The organism is Flavobacterium croceum DSM 17960, from assembly GCF_002917885.1.
Taxonomy (GTDB): Bacteria; Bacteroidota; Bacteroidia; order Flavobacteriales; family Flavobacteriaceae; genus Flavobacterium; species Flavobacterium croceum.
The window spans coordinates 54,391-70,851 of the sequence record NZ_PQNY01000002.1 but is presented as its reverse complement, the minus strand read 5'-3'; the positions used below and the strand labels follow the sequence as shown (position 1 = coordinate 70,851).

Genomic DNA, 16,461 nt, shown 5'->3' with positions numbered 1-16,461 from the left:
GTCAAAAATACAAATTATTTTTTCTTTTTAGAAGCGCGTTTTTTTTCTACGGCTCTATTTCTCGGTTTTGTTTTTCTCGGGTTACGTTTTCCTGGTCCGCCAAGGTTTACTTTTTTGTTTTTCTCAGATTTTTCATGAAATGCAGAGCCACCCTCTAGTTTAGGTTTTTTTAATAAGAACTTTATTTTCTTTTTCTCTTTTTCAAATTCCAATAATTTTTCAGAAACTTCTACTTCATTAGCCATCGATAAAAAATCAATCTCTTTATCCATTAGCATTTCTATTTCTATCAAAATTTCTTCTTCTTTTGGAGCAATAAAACTAAGAGCAATACCCTCTTTATCGGCACGACCTGTTCTACCAATTCTGTGTATGTACTGCTCTGGAGTATCGGGTAACTCCATATTAACTACGTGTGTAATATCGGTAATATCCAAACCTCTAGCCATAACATCGGTGGTAACAATGCCTCTTAATTCGCCTTGTTGAAAGCTAGCCATAGTGTTTAATCTATAATTTTGAGATTTATTAGAGTGTATTACACCAAACTGATCTTCAAAATCTTCTTCAAGCATCGATGCTATTAAGTCTACCGCTTTTTTATTATTAGCAAAAAGTAACACTCTTTGCATACTTTCGTCGGTAGATAGCAAATATTTAAGCAAATTTATTTTGGTTGTAAAATTGGGTACGCGGTATGCTACTTGCTCAATTTTTTCGAGCGGAGTTCCCGAAGGAGCCAAAGAAACTTCTTCTGGAAAGTCAAAATATTCTTCAATCATTTCATCAACTTCGTCTGTCATTGTAGCCGAAAAAAGAATGTTTTGTCTTTTGTTTTTTAGCATTGAAAGAATAGACGTAACTTGAAAACGAAAGCCTAAATTTAGAATTTCGTCAAACTCATCGATTATTAGTTTTTGAACAGTATCCAAGCGCAAATCGCCATCTAGTGCCAAATCCATAGTTCTGCCGGGTGTTCCTACCAAAATATCCACTCCTTCAAGTATAGCTTTTTTTTGGGTATTGATGTTTACGCCACCATAAACACCCAATACACGAACCGACATATATTGCGTAATTTGACTTACTACATCAGCTACTTGAACAACCAACTCACGTGTTGGAACCAAAATTACAATTCGAGGTGTGTGTATATTTTGAAATTTCCATTGTTTGAGCACGGGTAATAAATAAGCTAGGGTTTTTCCAGTTCCTGTTTGAGCTATACCCATAACATCTCTACCCGAAGTAATTACATTAAATGCTCTATTTTGAATAGGCGTAGGTGTACTAAGTCCGAGTTCGTCTATAGCTTTTTGTAATGATTTAGGTAGATTAAATTGCTCAAAAGTTTCCATGAAAATGATTTTCGGCAAAGGTACACAATTCTTTTTTATACTTTTTTTAATGTTAATCCCTATTAATTAACCTTAAAAACTACTATTTTAGCTAAAAATATTAAGATGATTTCAGAAGAACAATTTGAAAAAGAACTTACATTAATTATAGAAAATGCCATACGAGAAGATGTTGGTGCAGGCGATTACAGTTCTTTAGCTTGTATTCCTGCTTCTGCACAAGGAAAAGCAAAACTTTTGGTAAAAGAGAGTGGTATTATTGCAGGCGTAGCATTTGCTAAAAAAGTATTTGAATATGTAGATGCTTCGCTTACTATGGAACTGTTTATTGAAGACGGAAGTATTGTAGAAAAAGGCGATGTTGTGTTTCATGTTTCGGGGAGTTCTCAATCGATATTAAAAGCAGAACGGTTGGTACTTAATAGTATGCAACGTATGAGTGCTATTGCTACAAAAACCAGAAAGTATGTTGATTTGCTAAAAGGAACTTCCACCAAAATATTGGATACCCGAAAAACTACACCAGGTTTTAGAGCTTGCGAAAAATGGGCTGTAAAAATAGGAGGGGGCGAAAACCATCGTTTTGCATTGTACGATATGATTATGCTAAAAGATAATCATAACGATTTTGCAGGAGGAATAACCGCAGCTATCACTAAAACGAAACAATTTTTGCAAGAGCATCAATTGGATTTAAAAATTATTGTTGAAGCCAGAAATCTAGATGAGATTAAAGAAATTTTACAAAACGATGGCGTTTATAGAATTTTGATAGACAATTTTAATTTTGAAGATACCAAAAAAGCTGTAGCACTTATTGGCAATACTTGCTTAACGGAATCATCGGGAAATATTAATGAGCATACAATACGCCAATATGCAGATTGTGGCGTTAATTATATTTCTTCGGGTGCATTAACACATTCGGTTTATAATATGGATTTAAGTTTAAAGGCAATAGAATAATTGGCACAGAATATCACAGAAAAAATAAAAAATTTACCATTCATTAAACAAGGAATTTTAGTAGCTCAGTCTATAAAATTCCCTTGGTTACATGGTTTTTCGTTGTATGATTTAGTAGCCTTATATTTTACAGGAATTATAGAAGGAGCTGTAACTTACAGAGCGTCAGCTATTGCGTTTAGTTTTTTTATGGCATTATTTCCTTTTGCACTATTTGTTTTAAACTTAATACCCTTTATACCCATACAAGGCTTTCAAGAAGACTTTATGAGTTTTTTACAAGATAGTGTTCCACCCACAACCTTTGATGCAATTTCCAAAACTATAAATGATATTTTACACAACAGTTATCAAGGTTTACTATCAACGGGTTTTTTTATGGCCGTATTTTTAATGGCAAACGGGTTCAATGCTATTCTTGGTGGCTTTGAAAGTTCACACCACATTGTACACAAACGACAATTTTTGCGACAGTACATTGTAGCATTGGCACTTTCGATATGTATGGCTTTTTTATTATTAATTACAGTAGCCGCCATAGTAACTTTTGAAATTTTTATTCAAAAAACAAAATTACAAGATGTTCTTTCCGATACTATTCCGCTTATAGAAATGGGACGGTACTTGTTTTTACTTTTAATGATATTAATTTCTACTTCAATATTATTCAAATACGGAATCAAACGCGAAGCACATCGTTCTTTTATATCAATAGGTTCTGTTTTTACTACTATCTTAATTGTGCTTACATCATATTTTTTTGGAATATGGGTGCTTAAATTTTCCAAATACAACCAATTGTATGGTTCTATTGGAACATTATTGGTAGTAATGTTTTACATTTGGATAAACTGTATGATCTTATTATTAGGCTTTGAACTCAATGCGGTACTCAATCGTTTTAAAAGAGAAAAAGCAAAGAAACTTTTAGAAAATTAAGCAATAAAAAAAATCGTGTAAAAAGATTTTATTTTACACGATTTTTATATGTTTTTAAAAAATATTATTCTTTGCTAGCCAAATATCTTTCGGCATCAAGAGCAGCCATACAACCTGTGCCTGCAGCAGTAATAGCTTGTCTATATACATGGTCTGCAGCATCTCCAGCAACAAAAACTCCAGCAATATTTGTTTTTGTTGAACCCAGAGTATTGATAATGTAACCTGTTTCGTCTAGTTGTAAATAATCTTTAAATATATTGGTATTCGGTTGATGACCTATCGCTACAAAAAAACCAGTAGCAGGTATTTCATGCTCAACACCAGTAGTTCTTTCTTTTACTTTAACACTTGTAACAACTTGTCCGTCACCTAAAACTTCAACAGTTTCGGTATTGAGTAATACTTCAATATTTTCTGTTTTTCGTACACGCTCTTCCATAATTCTAGAAGCTCTAAATTTATCACTACGAACAAGCATAGTTACTTTTTTACATATTTTAGATAAATAATGCGCTTCTTCGCAAGCCGAATCTCCAGCACCTACAATTACAACTTCTTGATTTCTATAAAAAAAACCATCGCATACCGCACAAGCAGAAACGCCACCGCCTAGTTGAAGATAATGCTGTTCAGAAGGCAAGCCTAAATATTTGGCACTAGCACCTGTAGAAATAATTACGGTATCACAATGTATTTCGGTATCATCATTTACCCAAACTTTATGCACATCACCCGAAAAATCTACTTTGGTTACCCAACCATCACGTATGTCGGCATCAAATCGTTTGGCTTGTTCTTGTAGTTGCACCATCATTTCTGGCCCAGAAATACCATTAGGATAGCCCGGAAAATTTTCTACTTCATTGGTCGTTGTTAATTGCCCACCAGGTTGATTTCCTTGATACAAAACAGGTTTCATGTTGGCTCTAGCGGCATATATTGCAGCAGTATATCCAGCAGGGCCAGAACCTATTATTAAACATTTTACTTTTTCTATTTTAGACATTGTTTTTTATTTTTTAAGCAGTACAAAATTAACTTTTTTATTCAATTAAAATTATTCTAGAGGTATCATTATATTTAATATTTGTATTGATTAAAATTATTTTGTTATTTATTTTGTATTCTCAAAAGATATGGTATATTTGCACTCGCAAAACAAATTCGGGGTGTAGCGTAGCCCGGTCATCGCGCCTGGTTTGGGACCAGGAGGTCGCAGGTTCGAATCCTGCCACCCCGACAAAAGCTAGACATTAACTGTCTAGCTTTTTTCTTTTTATAGCTATTCTGTCAGTATTTAATGTCAATTTGGCATAAATATTTTTTTTTCTTGAGTAATCAAGACAATTATTTCCTTATTTTTCTATTGGCACAAAACTTGTCTATAACGTTTACGAGTTTATAATACTCTGCTCACTCCTAGAGGAGCAATTTTAAAAAGAACACAATAAAAAGGAGATTAATATTATGGGTAAAATTATTGGTATCGATTTAGGTACAACCAATTCTTGTGTAGCAGTTATGGAGGGTGGAGAACCAGTAGTAATTGCCAATGCAGAAGGAAAAAGAACAACACCGTCTGTTATAGCATTTGTAGAAGGCGGAGAAATTAAAGTAGGAGATCCAGCCAAACGTCAGGCGGTAACCAATCCTACAAAAACCATAGCGTCTATTAAACGTTTTATGGGGAATAAGTATTCTGAAAGCTCAAAAGAAGCTTCTACAGTAGCTTACAAAGTAGTTAAAGGAGACAACGACACACCTCGTGTTGATATTGACGGAAGATTATATACACCGCAAGAATTGTCGGCAATGACACTTCAAAAAATGAAAAAAACGGCTGAAGATTATTTAGGACAAACAGTATCTGAAGCTGTAATTACAGTACCTGCTTATTTTAACGATGCACAACGTCAAGCCACAAAAGAAGCTGGAGAAATTGCAGGTTTAAAAGTAATGCGTATCATCAATGAGCCTACTGCAGCAGCCTTAGCTTATGGTTTAGACAAAGCAGGAAAAGATCAAAAAATAGCAGTGTACGACTTAGGTGGAGGTACTTTTGATATTTCAATATTAGAATTAGGAGATGGTGTATTTGAAGTATTATCAACAAATGGAGATACACATCTTGGAGGTGATGATTTTGACCAAGTAATTATCGATTGGTTGGCAAATGAATTTAATAGTGCAGAAGGTGTAGATTTAAGACAAGACCCTATGGCTTTGCAACGCTTAAAAGAAGCAGCAGAAAAAGCTAAAATAGAGCTTTCATCTTCTTCTCAAACAGAAATAAACTTGCCTTATGTTACAGCTACTGCCACAGGACCAAAACACTTGGTACAAACTTTAACTAGAGCTAAGTTTGAACAATTGGCAGAAAATTTAGTAAAACGTTCTATGGAACCTGTTGCTAAGGCTTTAAAAGATGCAGGTTTGTCTACATCAGATATTGATGAGGTAATTTTGGTAGGTGGTTCTACACGTATACCTGTAATACAAGAGCAAGTAGAAAAATTCTTTGGCAAAAAACCATCAAAAGGGGTAAACCCAGACGAAGTAGTTGCTATAGGCGCTGCAATTCAAGGTGGAGTACTTACAGGTGATGTAAAAGATGTATTACTTCTAGATGTTACCCCATTATCATTAGGTATTGAAACTATGGGTAATGTAATGACAAAATTGATAGAAGCCAATACAACCATTCCAACCAAAAAATCGCAAGTATTCTCTACAGCTGCAGATAATCAGCCAAGTGTAGAAATACATGTATTGCAAGGAGAAAGAGCAATGGCTGCAGATAATAAAACAATAGGTCGTTTCCATCTAGACGGTATTCCGCCAGCACCAAGAGGAGTTCCTCAAATTGAAGTTACTTTTGATATTGATGCTAATGGTATTATTAAAGTTTCGGCTACCGATAAAGGAACAGGCAAATCGCATGATATTCGTATTGAGGCTTCTTCAGGATTAACTCCAGAAGAAATTGAAAGAATGAAAAAAGAAGCAGAAATGAATGCCGATGCCGATAAAAAAGCGAAAGAAAAAGCAGATAAATTGAACGAAGCAGACAGTATGATTTTCCAAACAGAAAAACAATTGAATGAGTTTGGAGACAAACTTTCTGAAGGCAATAAAACAGCTTTAAACGTAGCGTTGGAAGATTTGAAAAAAGCATACGATACAAAAGACGTAGATACAATACAACCAGCTCTAGACAAAATAAATGAGGCTTGGAAAAATGCTTCAGAAGAAATGTACAAAGCTCAAGCAGAAGGTCAAACACAACAAGCTCAGCCACAAGCCGATGCTAATGGAGACCAAACACAAGATGTAGATTTTGAAGAAGTAAAATAATTAAGAACAAAAAAGGCGCTTAGGCGCCTTTTTTTATGAATTAAGTTTGTGAAATTCAAAAAATAGAAACACTAATTTTATTATATTTTCAATAAAAACTTCTTAAAAAGCAAAAATCATAATTATAACGTTTTCGGAGTGTAGCTTTTATTAAAATATTTTTACATTTTATATCTTTGCTTTAGTAAATATAATAATAACAAACAACAACCTAATACAATGGCAAAAATTAAAGTAGCCAATCCAGTAGTAGAATTGGATGGCGATGAAATGACTCGAATTATTTGGAGCTTTATTAAAGAACAATTAATTCTTCCTTATTTAGATTTAGATATCAAATACTACGATTTAGGAATTGAAAGTAGAGAAGCTACCAAAGATCAAATCACAATTGACTCTGCAGAAGCAATAAAAAAATACAATGTAGGTATTAAATGCGCTACCATTACACCAGACGAAGAGCGTGTAAAAGAATTCAACCTTTCTGAAATGTGGAAATCACCAAATGGAACTATCCGTAACATTGTTGGAGGAACCGTTTTTCGTGAGCCTATTATCATGAGTAATGTACCTCGTTATGTACAGGGGTGGACTCAACCTATAGTAATTGGTCGTCATGCGTTTGGTGATCAATATAAAGCTACAGATAAAGTAATCAAAGGAAAAGGAACACTTACCATGTCGTTTACCAATGAAGCTGGTGAAACTACTACTTGGAATGTATATGATTTTAAAGGAGATGGAGTAGCGATGTCTATGTACAATACCGACGAGAGTATTTATGGTTTTGCACATTCATCATTCCAAATGGCTTTAACCAAAAAATGGCCTTTGTATCTTTCTACAAAAAATACAATTTTAAAAGCCTACGATGGTCGTTTTAAAGATATATTTGAAGAAGTATATCAGCAACACTACAAAGCAGATTTTGAAGCTAACGGAATGACTTATGAACACAGACTTATAGACGATATGGTAGCTTCGGCCATGAAATGGAATGGAGGTTTTGTTTGGGCTTGTAAAAATTATGATGGTGATGTTCAGTCAGATACAGTAGCTCAAGGTTTTGGTTCATTAGGTTTGATGACTTCAGTACTTGTAACTCCCGATGGAAAAACAGTTGAGGCTGAGGCAGCACATGGTACAGTTACGCGCCATTATCGTCAGCATCAACAAGGAAAGAAAACTTCTACAAACCCAATAGCATCTATATTTGCTTGGACAAGAGGTTTAGAACACAGAGGGAAATTGGATGGAAATCAAGAGTTGATTGATTTTTGCCATGCTCTAGAGCAAGTATGTGTTGAAACTGTAGAAAGCGGAAAAATGACCAAAGATTTGGCAATGCTTGTAAAACCACAAGGATTAACTGAAGCAGATTATCTTACAACAGAAGATTTTTTACAAACGTTGAAAGAAAATTTAGACAAAAAGTTAGCTTAATCGCTACATTTTTATTTACAAAATTAAGGTTGCTCATCATTGAGCAACCTTTTTTGTTAAAACCAAACTAAAAATAATAAGGTTTGAATTTTTTTGTATCTTGTACCAAATTCAAAAATATAATATACTTTATGAAAAAATATTTGATACTATGTTTTTTAGTATGTTGTACTCTAAATAGCACATTTGCACAAAAAAAAGGAGTAAAAACAGCTACTGCAAAAGCAACGCCTTTTTTTGCAAAAATGGACAACCTAATTGCTGAAGTTAAAAACGGAAATTTTCAAGTAACAATAGTAGATAAAGGAAAAGAATTAGGAGCACTTATTGTACAACAAGTAGATAAAAATTTTAGTCCGATAGGTACAAAATTAGCTTCATTTAAAGCAGCAGGAACTACCTTGTATTTACTTACTTGGACAGAAAAGAGAATAAACAAAACCGATTTAAAAACAGAAGAAATTACTTTGGTTTATAATGTAGTTTATGAAATAAACAATAAAAAACAAGTTTTTTCAAATACACAGACTACTACAAATACAACAGAAAAAGTATTTTTAGATAGAAATAAAACAGCCAGCGAAACCCAACAAAGAGTGAGAAGAGAAGGATTTGAATTTACTTTATATCCAGATGGGAGTATAGTTCAAAGAAGTAAAAATCAAGAAAACAAATGGGTTTATGATGCTACAAAAATGGAATATATTGATGCCAAAAAGAAAAAATAAGTAATACTTTTTTTACAAGAATATTAATATATTTGCCGACTTAAATATTTTACAAATGAAAAAAATTTTATTATCAGCCGTAGTGGTTTTCACTACCATTATTTATTCTTGTTCATCATCTTCTACTGATGATTCTTCTAGCACAACAGTTGCAGAAGATAAACAAAACATAACCAATACTATAAATAGTTTTTATAACTGTTTAAATACATTAGATGACGGAGATTTATCAAGCTTTCTTTTATATTCTTTATTTAATACTGCAGATCAAACTTACAATGACACTTACTTGAAAAATATAGCAGATAAATTTGAATTGCAATATGGAGATTTAATTTTAAATGATAAATTTCAATTTGCAACAAGAACAGGTATATACACTTGGAATTCTAGTACTCAAACTTGGTCTAAAGTTGCCAATTCATCTTTAATAACATTAAAATTTCCTTCTAGACAGAATCAAACAACAATAGATAGCGAACTTACATTAAATTCTTACAGTGATGTTCAAACTTCATTTGAGGCAAATTCATTTTGGCTTCCTAATGCAGCTAATTTAACTTTAAAAAGAAATGGCAATACTGTTTTTTCTTTAAACTTATCTAATGTAACATTTCAAACAGGAACCAATTTTTCAATGCCTATTAGTGCAGATATTGCTATTTATACAGCTCCTTTTACACATAATTTTCACTGGACGAGAGTTTCTCCTACAGATTTTAAATTGGCTTATGACTCTTCTACTACACAAGGATGTGGAACAAATTTTGAATTAAATGTAAAGTTGTATGATAATGATTATGCAAATATTACATCTGTAGATGAAGATGTAAAATCTGTAAATGGATTTTTATCAGAAGGAAATTTACGCATAAATTATGCAATAAATGTTCAAGCGTTGTCTGCATATTCAGATCCTACAGACGCTCAGGTTAATGCAAATTCTGACGCAGAAGTTTTCTATAATAACTCAAAAATTGGAGATTTAGACTATCGTACAATAAATGGACAAACTGAAATTTATATTATCTATTCTGACGGTACTAGCGAAAATGTTGATGTTTATGTAGGTGATTTTAAAAATCAAATTGAAAATATTTTTGCCAATTATTTGAATTAATGCGAATACTTTATATATACATAGTATTAATATGTTCTATTTCATTTGCACAAACATCACTTGATAATACTATACCTAAACATCAAATAGGTATTGGAATATCAAAATTTGTGAATTCTGCTTTTACATCAGATAAAAATGCTTACAGTATTAATTATCGTTATGCTCTCACAGAAAAAATTCATGTAAGAGGAGGTGCTTTATATGAAAATGATGATAGTGAGGGAGGTTTTACAGATTTTGGAATAAAATTGGGTGCAGATAAAATAATTAAAAACTATACTAAATGGCATTTTTATTATGGTATTGATGTAATGACTAATTATAATAATTATAAAAACATAAATAAAAACCAATATATGCTTGGTATAATGCCGTTTTTAGGAATACAGTTTAATTTATCGCAAAATTTTTCTTTTACAGTAGAACCAGGTTTTTATGTAAGGCACAATATTGTTGTTGATCATGCAACATTTTCAAATGATAACAGAAATTCGTGGACAGAGTCTGGTTTAGGTAAGTTAGGGTATGTAAATCTTAATTTTCATTTCTAGACTCATTAATTTTAAAATAAAAATAAAACCCTTGAACTAAGTAAGTTCAAGGGTTTTTCAATTAACAAAAAGTACCAACTAAAATTATTTTACGGCTTCGATGAGTCTTACAAGTTCGCCTTTATATCCTTCTGTATCGTTTGTTTGGGCTTGTTTTGCTAGAGTTAGTATGTCGGTAATATTTGTGTTGGATATAAGTTTTGATTCTCTCAATTTTAATCCAAACCAAGCTACTGCTGTAGCAAGTTTAAAATCTGCTGAGGTTTTTTCTAATGCTATGACTTTATTGTTAATTATTTCTGATAATTCGAGGCTATGATTACCATCGGGTTGTTTGTATCTAAATTTTATAGAAGCTAGTTCATCAGAAAAATTATTTTTTGTGTTTTCTTGGGTATACTTTAAATCGTTTGGTTCTATAAAAAATTTATTTTTTACTTCAATAGGTGTTATTTCGTAGAGAGCAGTAACTGTATGACCGCTACCCAACTCTCCAGCATCTATAGTATCATCTTTAAAATCTTCGGCTCTTAATTTTCTGTTTTCATACCCAATAAGGCGATAAGCTTTTACCAAGTTTGGATTAAACTCAATTTGTATTTTAACATCTTTTGCAATAGCAAACATCGAACCTTTAAACTCTTTTACTAAAAATCTATTGGCTTCTTGCATGGTATCTATATAAGCATAGTTTCCGTTACCTTTATTGGCCAATGTTTCTAGTTTACTGTCTTTATAATTTCCCATTCCGTAGCCTAAGCAAGTAAGAAAAACGCCTGATTTTCTTTTTTCTTCAATTAATTTTTGCATATCATTATCGGAACTTGAGCCTACATTAAAATCGCCGTCTGTAGCTAGAATAACGCGATTATTTCCTCCTTTTATAAAATTTTCTTCTGCTGTTTTGTAGGCTAGTTCTATACCAGCTCCTCCGGCAGTACTACCGCCAGCACTTAATTTTTCTAGAGCATCTATAATAGTTGATTTGTTTTTGCCAGAAGTGGTTGGCAATACAAGTCCGGCAGCACCTGCATAAACTACTATAGCTACTTTATCGTCTTCTCTAAGTTGCGATACCAATGCTTTGATAGACTGTTTTACCAAAGGTAATTTGTTTTTTTCGTTCATAGAGCCAGAAACATCAATAAGAAAAACCAAATTTGAAGCAGGAAGGTTGTTTGATAATATTTCTTTTCCTTGTAAACCTATTTTTAATAGTTTGTTTTCAGAATTCCATGGGCAATCACTATATTCTGTATAAATGGCAAAAGGGTGTTTGCCTGTAGGTTTTGGATAATTGTATGTAAAAAAATTAACCATTTCTTCTACCCGAACGGCATCTTTTGGAACCTTTTGCCCATAGTTGATAAATCTACGAATGTTGGTATAAGACGCATTATCTACATCGATAGAAAAAGTAGAAAGAGGTGCTACTTTTGGACTCTCAAAACTATTTTCAATTAAAGCAGCATAATCTTCATCGTTTGTATTTACAATATAACCAATAGATTTATCTCTATTTTTGTCTATAGCTCTTTTATCAGTTTCGTATTTTAAGGAATTTGAACTCCAAGAATTTGAAGTAGCAACACTTTTGGAGTACGAAAGTTTATCAATATTTTTATTTTGTGATCCATATCTAACAATAACTACTTCTTCAAGAGCATTCTGTTTAAGGCTCAAAGTAACATTGATTACATTTTGTTTTTTAACCTCAATTTTGGCAGTTTCATAACCTATGTAAGAGAATATGAGTATGTCATTTTCTTTTGCTTTTATAGCATATTTACCATCAAAATCGGTTTGTGTGCCATTGTTTCCATTCTTTATGAATACTCCAGAAAGTGGGTATTTTCCGTCTGTAACAATTCCTGTAATGATTCTTTCTTGCGCAATTACTACTTTAAAAAAGAGCATAGCAATGGCTAATGAAATAAGTTTACTACTTTTCATAATCTAAAATTTTAGCGGTTTTGTATGTATTGATTATTTTTTCTCTCTAGGTTTTCCGTCTTTTGTGGTTATAATAACAATACCGTTTTCTGCTTTTTTGCCATAGAGAGCGATGGCTTTTTCTTTTTCTAAAACAGTAAACGATTCAATAATTTGTTTTTTTAATGGATAATATGGACTTGTAGGATTTGGACCAAATAGCTCTTGTTCTGTATAGGTTATTCCGTTTATGATATAGAGCGGATTATTTAAATGTAAAACCGATTCAATATCTATATCATCGTCATTCAAATCATCTTTGCTTGCTACTTCTCCATCAATTACAACGATTGGTTCTTCTTTTTTTATCTTTTGATTTTCTTGAGTAAAAGTAGCGTAAGGTTTATATTGGTCTTTTTCTACTACAACAGCATCATATTTTTTTGAACCATACCATTTATTGTTGCTCTCTGGAGTAGCTGAGGCAACATTTCTAAATGAAGCATTGGTATTTACCTCAAGATTAAGTTTTTTATTTACAATTTCTTTGCTGGTTTCATGGCTCGTAGTTACTTCATTTTGAACTTCTTTTGTATCGATATATCCTATAGATGTAGATAAAGCTGTTTGTTTTTTTAATATTTTATCTATTTGAGGTTTACTTTTTAGGGTTGGTGTGGCTACTGTATTTTCTTTTGATGCAACTGCTTTATCACTTTGAGGCAGAACGATAGAATCTTTTACAACTACTGTTTCATTAGTGGTATTATTGTTTTTTGGTGTAGATTGCGAAAATTGATATACAATAGAAACAACAAGCAATATAGATGCAGCAACAGCAATTTGTTGCCAAAGTTTATGTTTTGTTTTTAGCACTTTTTTATCGAGCTTGTGTTCTATTTTATTCCAAATTTTTTCGCTGTTTGGAAAATCTTCGCTAGAACTTTCAGCTAAATTTTTGAATTGATTAAATATGTTTTCGTTATCTTTCATAATTATTTTGCTTGATGGTAGAAGTGTAGTTGTACAAGTTCTTTAAGTTTGGTTTTGGCAACATTAAGTTGCGATTTTGATGTTCCTTCAGAGATTTGAAGTTGTTGCGCAATTTCTTTGTGCGAGTAACCTTCTATCACAAATAAGTTGAAAATAGTTTTACAACCATCGGGTAATAATTTTAAAAGTTGTAATAAATCATTTTCAAGGAGTGAACTATCCGTTTCATCGTGAGCCAAATTAATAATCTTGGTGTCTTCTAAATACAAATTAAAGTTTATGTTTTGTTTTAATTGTCTTAAACATTCGTTTACTGTTATTTTTTTACACCAGCCTACAAAAGCATTATTTTCTTTAAGTTGCTCGATTTTTGTAAAGATTATGTAGAACGAATCGGCCATAACTTCTTCTATTTCTTCTTCTTTTTTTAAGTATCTTTTGCAAAGCGCATAGAGCTTTGGAGCAAGTATGTTGTACACTTGCTTTTGTGCTTCTCGTTGTTGCTTTTTGCAGGCTAGTATTATTTTTTCGTCTATCACAATAGTGTGTTTTATACTAAAGAGTACAATTTACTAAAAAAGGTTGGAAAGCTATTTTAAAAAAATAAAAAAAACCGTTAGAAGAGCTAACGGTTTTACTAAAAAATATTTTGGTATTATTCTTTAAGTACCATATCTATACAGGTTACTGCAGCAAGTATAAGTTGTCTTATTTTATCATCTGGCGCTACGGCATCGTTTATTTCTAATACATAGTTGTCGGCAGAGGTGAAAAATTCTTTTCCTACACCAGCCCATTTTTTACTCACATGAGCATATTCCTTAGTGTCTTTTGTAAATTTAAAATCCCAACCGGTCCATTTACCTTGTAGTTTACACACTGGAAAATCATTGTTGTCGTATATTTCAAATTTTCCACCTATAGAGAAAAACTTTTGTTTAAATGTACCCAATAATCTGTCGTTTTCGTCTAGAACCTCTACATCGCTTCTAAAAAAAGTAACGCCTCTTTTTACAGTAATTAATTTTTTACCTTCGGGAGTAGAAATAACCACTTCAAAAGGAGTCATACGCTTATAATCGGTAAAGCGAAACATTTTTGTGAAAAAACCAAGATTAGGTTCTCTACATACCATTACTAGTTCGTTGTTTGTAGCATCATAAATATCATAGTTATTACTCGCTTTAAACATTCCGATTTTTTCTTTTATTAAAAATAAATTTTTGTTAAGTACAGGATTCATAATAGTGTTAATTTATATATCGTTGATTCAAGTTTTTCTGTGTCATTATCTTCGCAAAGTAGGAATTCTTTTTGGTTGGGCAAATTTTTATAGAGCGTAATTCCTTCAAATTTTTGATTATTGGATATTTTTAAAATTTGATTTATTTGAAATGTATCCAAATCCATACTGCCAAACCAAGTTCCTAGTATTTCTCCGTCTAAATAGGTTGATGATGAATTTTCGGCGGCCGCCAAAAAATAAATCGTATTTTCCACTAAAATAGCATCTGTAAAAGTGGCTTCAATATTTTGCTCTTTTGTAATAAAAACAGGAAAATAGTCCACTTGTTTTGATGTTTTATTGTATACAAAAATACCGTTTAAATGAGAGCCTTTATTGCCTCTTTGGAAAAACAAAATTTTGTTTTCAAGCATAATTACACCCTCTATATTAAAGGCATCATCGCTTATTTTAGCTTTATGTTTTAATTTTTGATAGAGTTTATCTAGCTTTTTTTCTTTTATTTTTTTGTTTGCTAGATTGTATTGCGTTCGTATAGTTCTGTTTTTAGTCGAGCCAGAACCATATAAATACAATTTGTTGTTGTATAGTGTTAGAGCTTCATAATCTGGTTTTTGTTTTTTTACAATATTCTGCGAAGCATTTTTGGTTATTGAAATTTTTTCTAATGTAAGGCTAGGTGTATGATATTCAAAAAGATACGTGCTATTGTCAGAAATAAGGTATAGGTTTTCGTTTTGATAAATAATTCCCGATGCAGATCCTAATCCGTAAATGGTACAAAGAGAGTTTATTATAAATTTTTCCATATATTAGCTATAGTTTTAGCCCCGATAGAAGCGGTATCCTTTTTTAACACCGGCAGGTTTAAAAAAGATTAAGCGGATAGCGGGAATAGCTTCAAATATATAAAAATTAAATTAGGGCAATGATTTCGATTGATAATTTTAGACCAAAAGGAACTGTAAAACTTGCAGATATTTCTACTTTGAATGATTTGGGACTGTCTGATGATGAAAAAGAAGAAAAATTACAAGAAGTTCAGAAAAAATTGAGTAAAAAACAAGACGCAATGTATGCACACAACAAATATGCGTTTTTGATTTGCTTACAAGGTATGGATACTTGTGGTAAGGACAGTTTGATACGTGAGGTTTTTAAAGAGTTTAATATGCGTGGGGTAGTGGTACATAGTTTTAAAACACCTACTTCTACCGAATTGGAACACGATTATTTATGGCGCCATTATTTAGCTTTGCCAGAAAAAGGAAAGTTTGCCGTTTTTAATAGAACGCATTATGAAAATGTTTTGGTTACTAGAGTGCATCCTGAATATATTTTGAATGAAAATCTACCAAATATAAATACAGTAGAAGATATTACAGATGAATTTTGGCAAGATAGATTGCAACAAATAAACAATTTTGAAAAGCATATTGCTCAAAACGGAACTAAAGTTTTAAAATTTTATTTTCACATGAGTAAAGAAGAACAACGTAAACGATTGTTAAAACGTCTTGAAAATGAAGAAGATCAATGGAAATTTTCTGTAGGTGATCTTAAAGAGCGAGAGCATTGGGATCGCTATATGGCTTGTTATGAAGAGGCTATTAGTAGCACAAATACAGAGTATGCACCTTGGTATATTGTGCCTGCAGATGATAAAAAAGCAGCAAGATATCTAGTTGCCAAAATTATTTGGGAACATTTGCAATTGCTTACCGATATAATAGAACCCGAGCTTGAGCCTGATGTAAAAGCAAATATTGAGGTGTACAAGAAAATGCTTCAAGACTAATTCGGTTGCCTTTTTTGGAGTATATTT

Annotated in this window: 15 protein-coding genes and 1 tRNA gene; 9 read left to right on the top strand and 7 right to left on the bottom strand. The window is 32.1% G+C overall.

The genetic code is table 11. The annotated features are described in order from the left end of the window. Positions 1 to 14: 14 nt before the first annotated feature. On the bottom strand, positions 15 to 1,358 hold the full coding sequence (locus tag Q361_RS01835) for a DEAD/DEAH box helicase (protein WP_103725004.1): 1,344 nt from the start codon (positions 1,356 to 1,358) through the stop codon (positions 15 to 17). Between the two features lie 105 nt (positions 1,359 to 1,463). On the opposite strand from Q361_RS01835, the gene nadC reads away from it, so the two are divergent. Beyond that, entirely contained in the window at positions 1,464 to 2,324 is an 861-nt protein-coding gene (gene nadC, locus Q361_RS01830; protein ID WP_103725003.1) for a carboxylating nicotinate-nucleotide diphosphorylase, read from the top strand. Further along, the gene (locus tag Q361_RS01825) at positions 2,325 to 3,263 is read left to right on the top strand and encodes a YihY/virulence factor BrkB family protein (protein ID WP_103725002.1); all 939 of its coding nucleotides are present in this window, start codon (positions 2,325 to 2,327) and stop codon (positions 3,261 to 3,263) included. A 64-nt stretch (positions 3,264 to 3,327) separates the two neighbouring features. Here Q361_RS01825 and trxB read toward each other — a convergent pair whose 3' ends face one another. Then, a complete protein-coding gene (gene trxB / locus Q361_RS01820) occupies positions 3,328 to 4,272 on the bottom strand; it encodes a thioredoxin-disulfide reductase (protein WP_103725001.1) in 945 nt (314 codons plus the stop codon). Between the two features lie 159 nt (positions 4,273 to 4,431). Here trxB and Q361_RS01815 point away from each other — a divergent pair. The 6 genes from Q361_RS01815 (at position 4,432) to Q361_RS01790 (ending at position 10,465) form a co-directional block, all read left to right on the top strand. Beyond that, positions 4,432 to 4,506 (top strand) — tRNA-Pro (locus Q361_RS01815). A gap of 227 nt (positions 4,507 to 4,733) precedes the next feature. After that, the gene (dnaK, locus tag Q361_RS01810) at positions 4,734 to 6,620 is read left to right on the top strand and encodes a molecular chaperone DnaK (protein WP_103725000.1); all 1,887 of its coding nucleotides are present in this window, start codon (positions 4,734 to 4,736) and stop codon (positions 6,618 to 6,620) included. Positions 6,621 to 6,839: 219 nt separating this feature from the next. Further along, positions 6,840 to 8,063: an NADP-dependent isocitrate dehydrogenase gene (locus Q361_RS01805; protein ID WP_103724999.1), complete on the top strand. Its 1,224-nt coding sequence runs from the start codon at positions 6,840 to 6,842 to the stop codon at positions 8,061 to 8,063. Between the two features lie 131 nt (positions 8,064 to 8,194). Then, positions 8,195 to 8,791 (top strand): hypothetical protein, encoded by a 597-nt coding sequence (locus Q361_RS01800; protein WP_103724998.1) that lies wholly within the window; start codon positions 8,195 to 8,197, stop codon positions 8,789 to 8,791. Positions 8,792 to 8,846: 55 nt separating this feature from the next. Continuing rightward, positions 8,847 to 9,911: a hypothetical protein gene (locus tag Q361_RS01795; RefSeq protein ID WP_103724997.1), complete on the top strand. Its 1,065-nt coding sequence runs from the start codon at positions 8,847 to 8,849 to the stop codon at positions 9,909 to 9,911. Then, positions 9,911 to 10,465 (top strand): hypothetical protein, encoded by a 555-nt coding sequence (locus tag Q361_RS01790; protein ID WP_103724996.1) that lies wholly within the window; start codon positions 9,911 to 9,913, stop codon positions 10,463 to 10,465. Before Q361_RS01795 ends, Q361_RS01790 begins: the two co-directional genes overlap by 1 nt. An 84-nt stretch (positions 10,466 to 10,549) precedes the next feature. Here Q361_RS01790 and Q361_RS01785 read toward each other — a convergent pair whose 3' ends face one another. From Q361_RS01785 to Q361_RS01765, 5 genes are all read right to left on the bottom strand, one after another. Next, positions 10,550 to 12,418: a VWA domain-containing protein gene (locus tag Q361_RS01785; RefSeq protein ID WP_103724995.1), complete on the bottom strand. Its 1,869-nt coding sequence runs from the start codon at positions 12,416 to 12,418 to the stop codon at positions 10,550 to 10,552. Positions 12,419 to 12,451: 33 nt separating this feature from the next. Next, a complete protein-coding gene (locus tag Q361_RS01780) occupies positions 12,452 to 13,390 on the bottom strand; it encodes a hypothetical protein (protein ID WP_103724994.1) in 939 nt (312 codons plus the stop codon). Positions 13,391 to 13,392: 2 nt separating this feature from the next. Further along, entirely contained in the window at positions 13,393 to 13,926 is a 534-nt protein-coding gene (locus Q361_RS01775) for an RNA polymerase sigma factor (protein WP_169929245.1), read from the bottom strand. Between the two features lie 119 nt (positions 13,927 to 14,045). Beyond that, positions 14,046 to 14,633: an LURP-one-related/scramblase family protein gene (locus Q361_RS01770; RefSeq protein ID WP_103724992.1), complete on the bottom strand. Its 588-nt coding sequence runs from the start codon at positions 14,631 to 14,633 to the stop codon at positions 14,046 to 14,048. After that, the gene (locus tag Q361_RS01765; RefSeq protein ID WP_103724991.1) at positions 14,630 to 15,445 is read right to left on the bottom strand and encodes a DUF6929 family protein; all 816 of its coding nucleotides are present in this window, start codon (positions 15,443 to 15,445) and stop codon (positions 14,630 to 14,632) included. Before Q361_RS01765 ends, Q361_RS01770 begins: the two co-directional genes overlap by 4 nt. Before the next feature lie 119 nt (positions 15,446 to 15,564). On the opposite strand from Q361_RS01765, the gene Q361_RS01760 reads away from it, so the two are divergent. After that, the gene (locus Q361_RS01760; RefSeq protein WP_103724990.1) at positions 15,565 to 16,434 is read left to right on the top strand and encodes a PPK2 family polyphosphate kinase; all 870 of its coding nucleotides are present in this window, start codon (positions 15,565 to 15,567) and stop codon (positions 16,432 to 16,434) included. The last annotated feature ends 27 nt before the right edge of the window (positions 16,435 to 16,461 follow it).

Bases quoted from the DNA above. Each gene is read 5' to 3' on its own strand.
- trxB (WP_103725001.1), bottom strand. From the start codon at position 4,272: ATGTCTAAAATAGAAAAAGTAAAATGTTTAATAATAGGTTCTGGCCCT.
- Q361_RS01795 (WP_103724997.1), top strand. From the start codon at position 8,847: ATGAAAAAAATTTTATTATCAGCCGTAGTGGTTTTCACTACCATTATT.
- Q361_RS01835 (WP_103725004.1), bottom strand. From the start codon at position 1,358: ATGGAAACTTTTGAGCAATTTAATCTACCTAAATCATTACAAAAAGCT.
- Q361_RS01760 (WP_103724990.1), top strand. From the start codon at position 15,565: ATGATTTCGATTGATAATTTTAGACCAAAAGGAACTGTAAAACTTGCA.
- Q361_RS01780 (WP_103724994.1), bottom strand. From the start codon at position 13,390: ATGAAAGATAACGAAAACATATTTAATCAATTCAAAAATTTAGCTGAA.
- Q361_RS01785 (WP_103724995.1), bottom strand. From the start codon at position 12,418: ATGAAAAGTAGTAAACTTATTTCATTAGCCATTGCTATGCTCTTTTTT.
- Q361_RS01770 (WP_103724992.1), bottom strand. From the start codon at position 14,633: ATGAATCCTGTACTTAACAAAAATTTATTTTTAATAAAAGAAAAAATC.
- Q361_RS01790 (WP_103724996.1), top strand. From the start codon at position 9,911: ATGCGAATACTTTATATATACATAGTATTAATATGTTCTATTTCATTT.
- Q361_RS01765 (WP_103724991.1), bottom strand. From the start codon at position 15,445: ATGGAAAAATTTATAATAAACTCTCTTTGTACCATTTACGGATTAGGA.
- nadC (WP_103725003.1), top strand. From the start codon at position 1,464: ATGATTTCAGAAGAACAATTTGAAAAAGAACTTACATTAATTATAGAA.
- dnaK (WP_103725000.1), top strand. From the start codon at position 4,734: ATGGGTAAAATTATTGGTATCGATTTAGGTACAACCAATTCTTGTGTA.
- Q361_RS01800 (WP_103724998.1), top strand. From the start codon at position 8,195: ATGAAAAAATATTTGATACTATGTTTTTTAGTATGTTGTACTCTAAAT.
- Q361_RS01805 (WP_103724999.1), top strand. From the start codon at position 6,840: ATGGCAAAAATTAAAGTAGCCAATCCAGTAGTAGAATTGGATGGCGAT.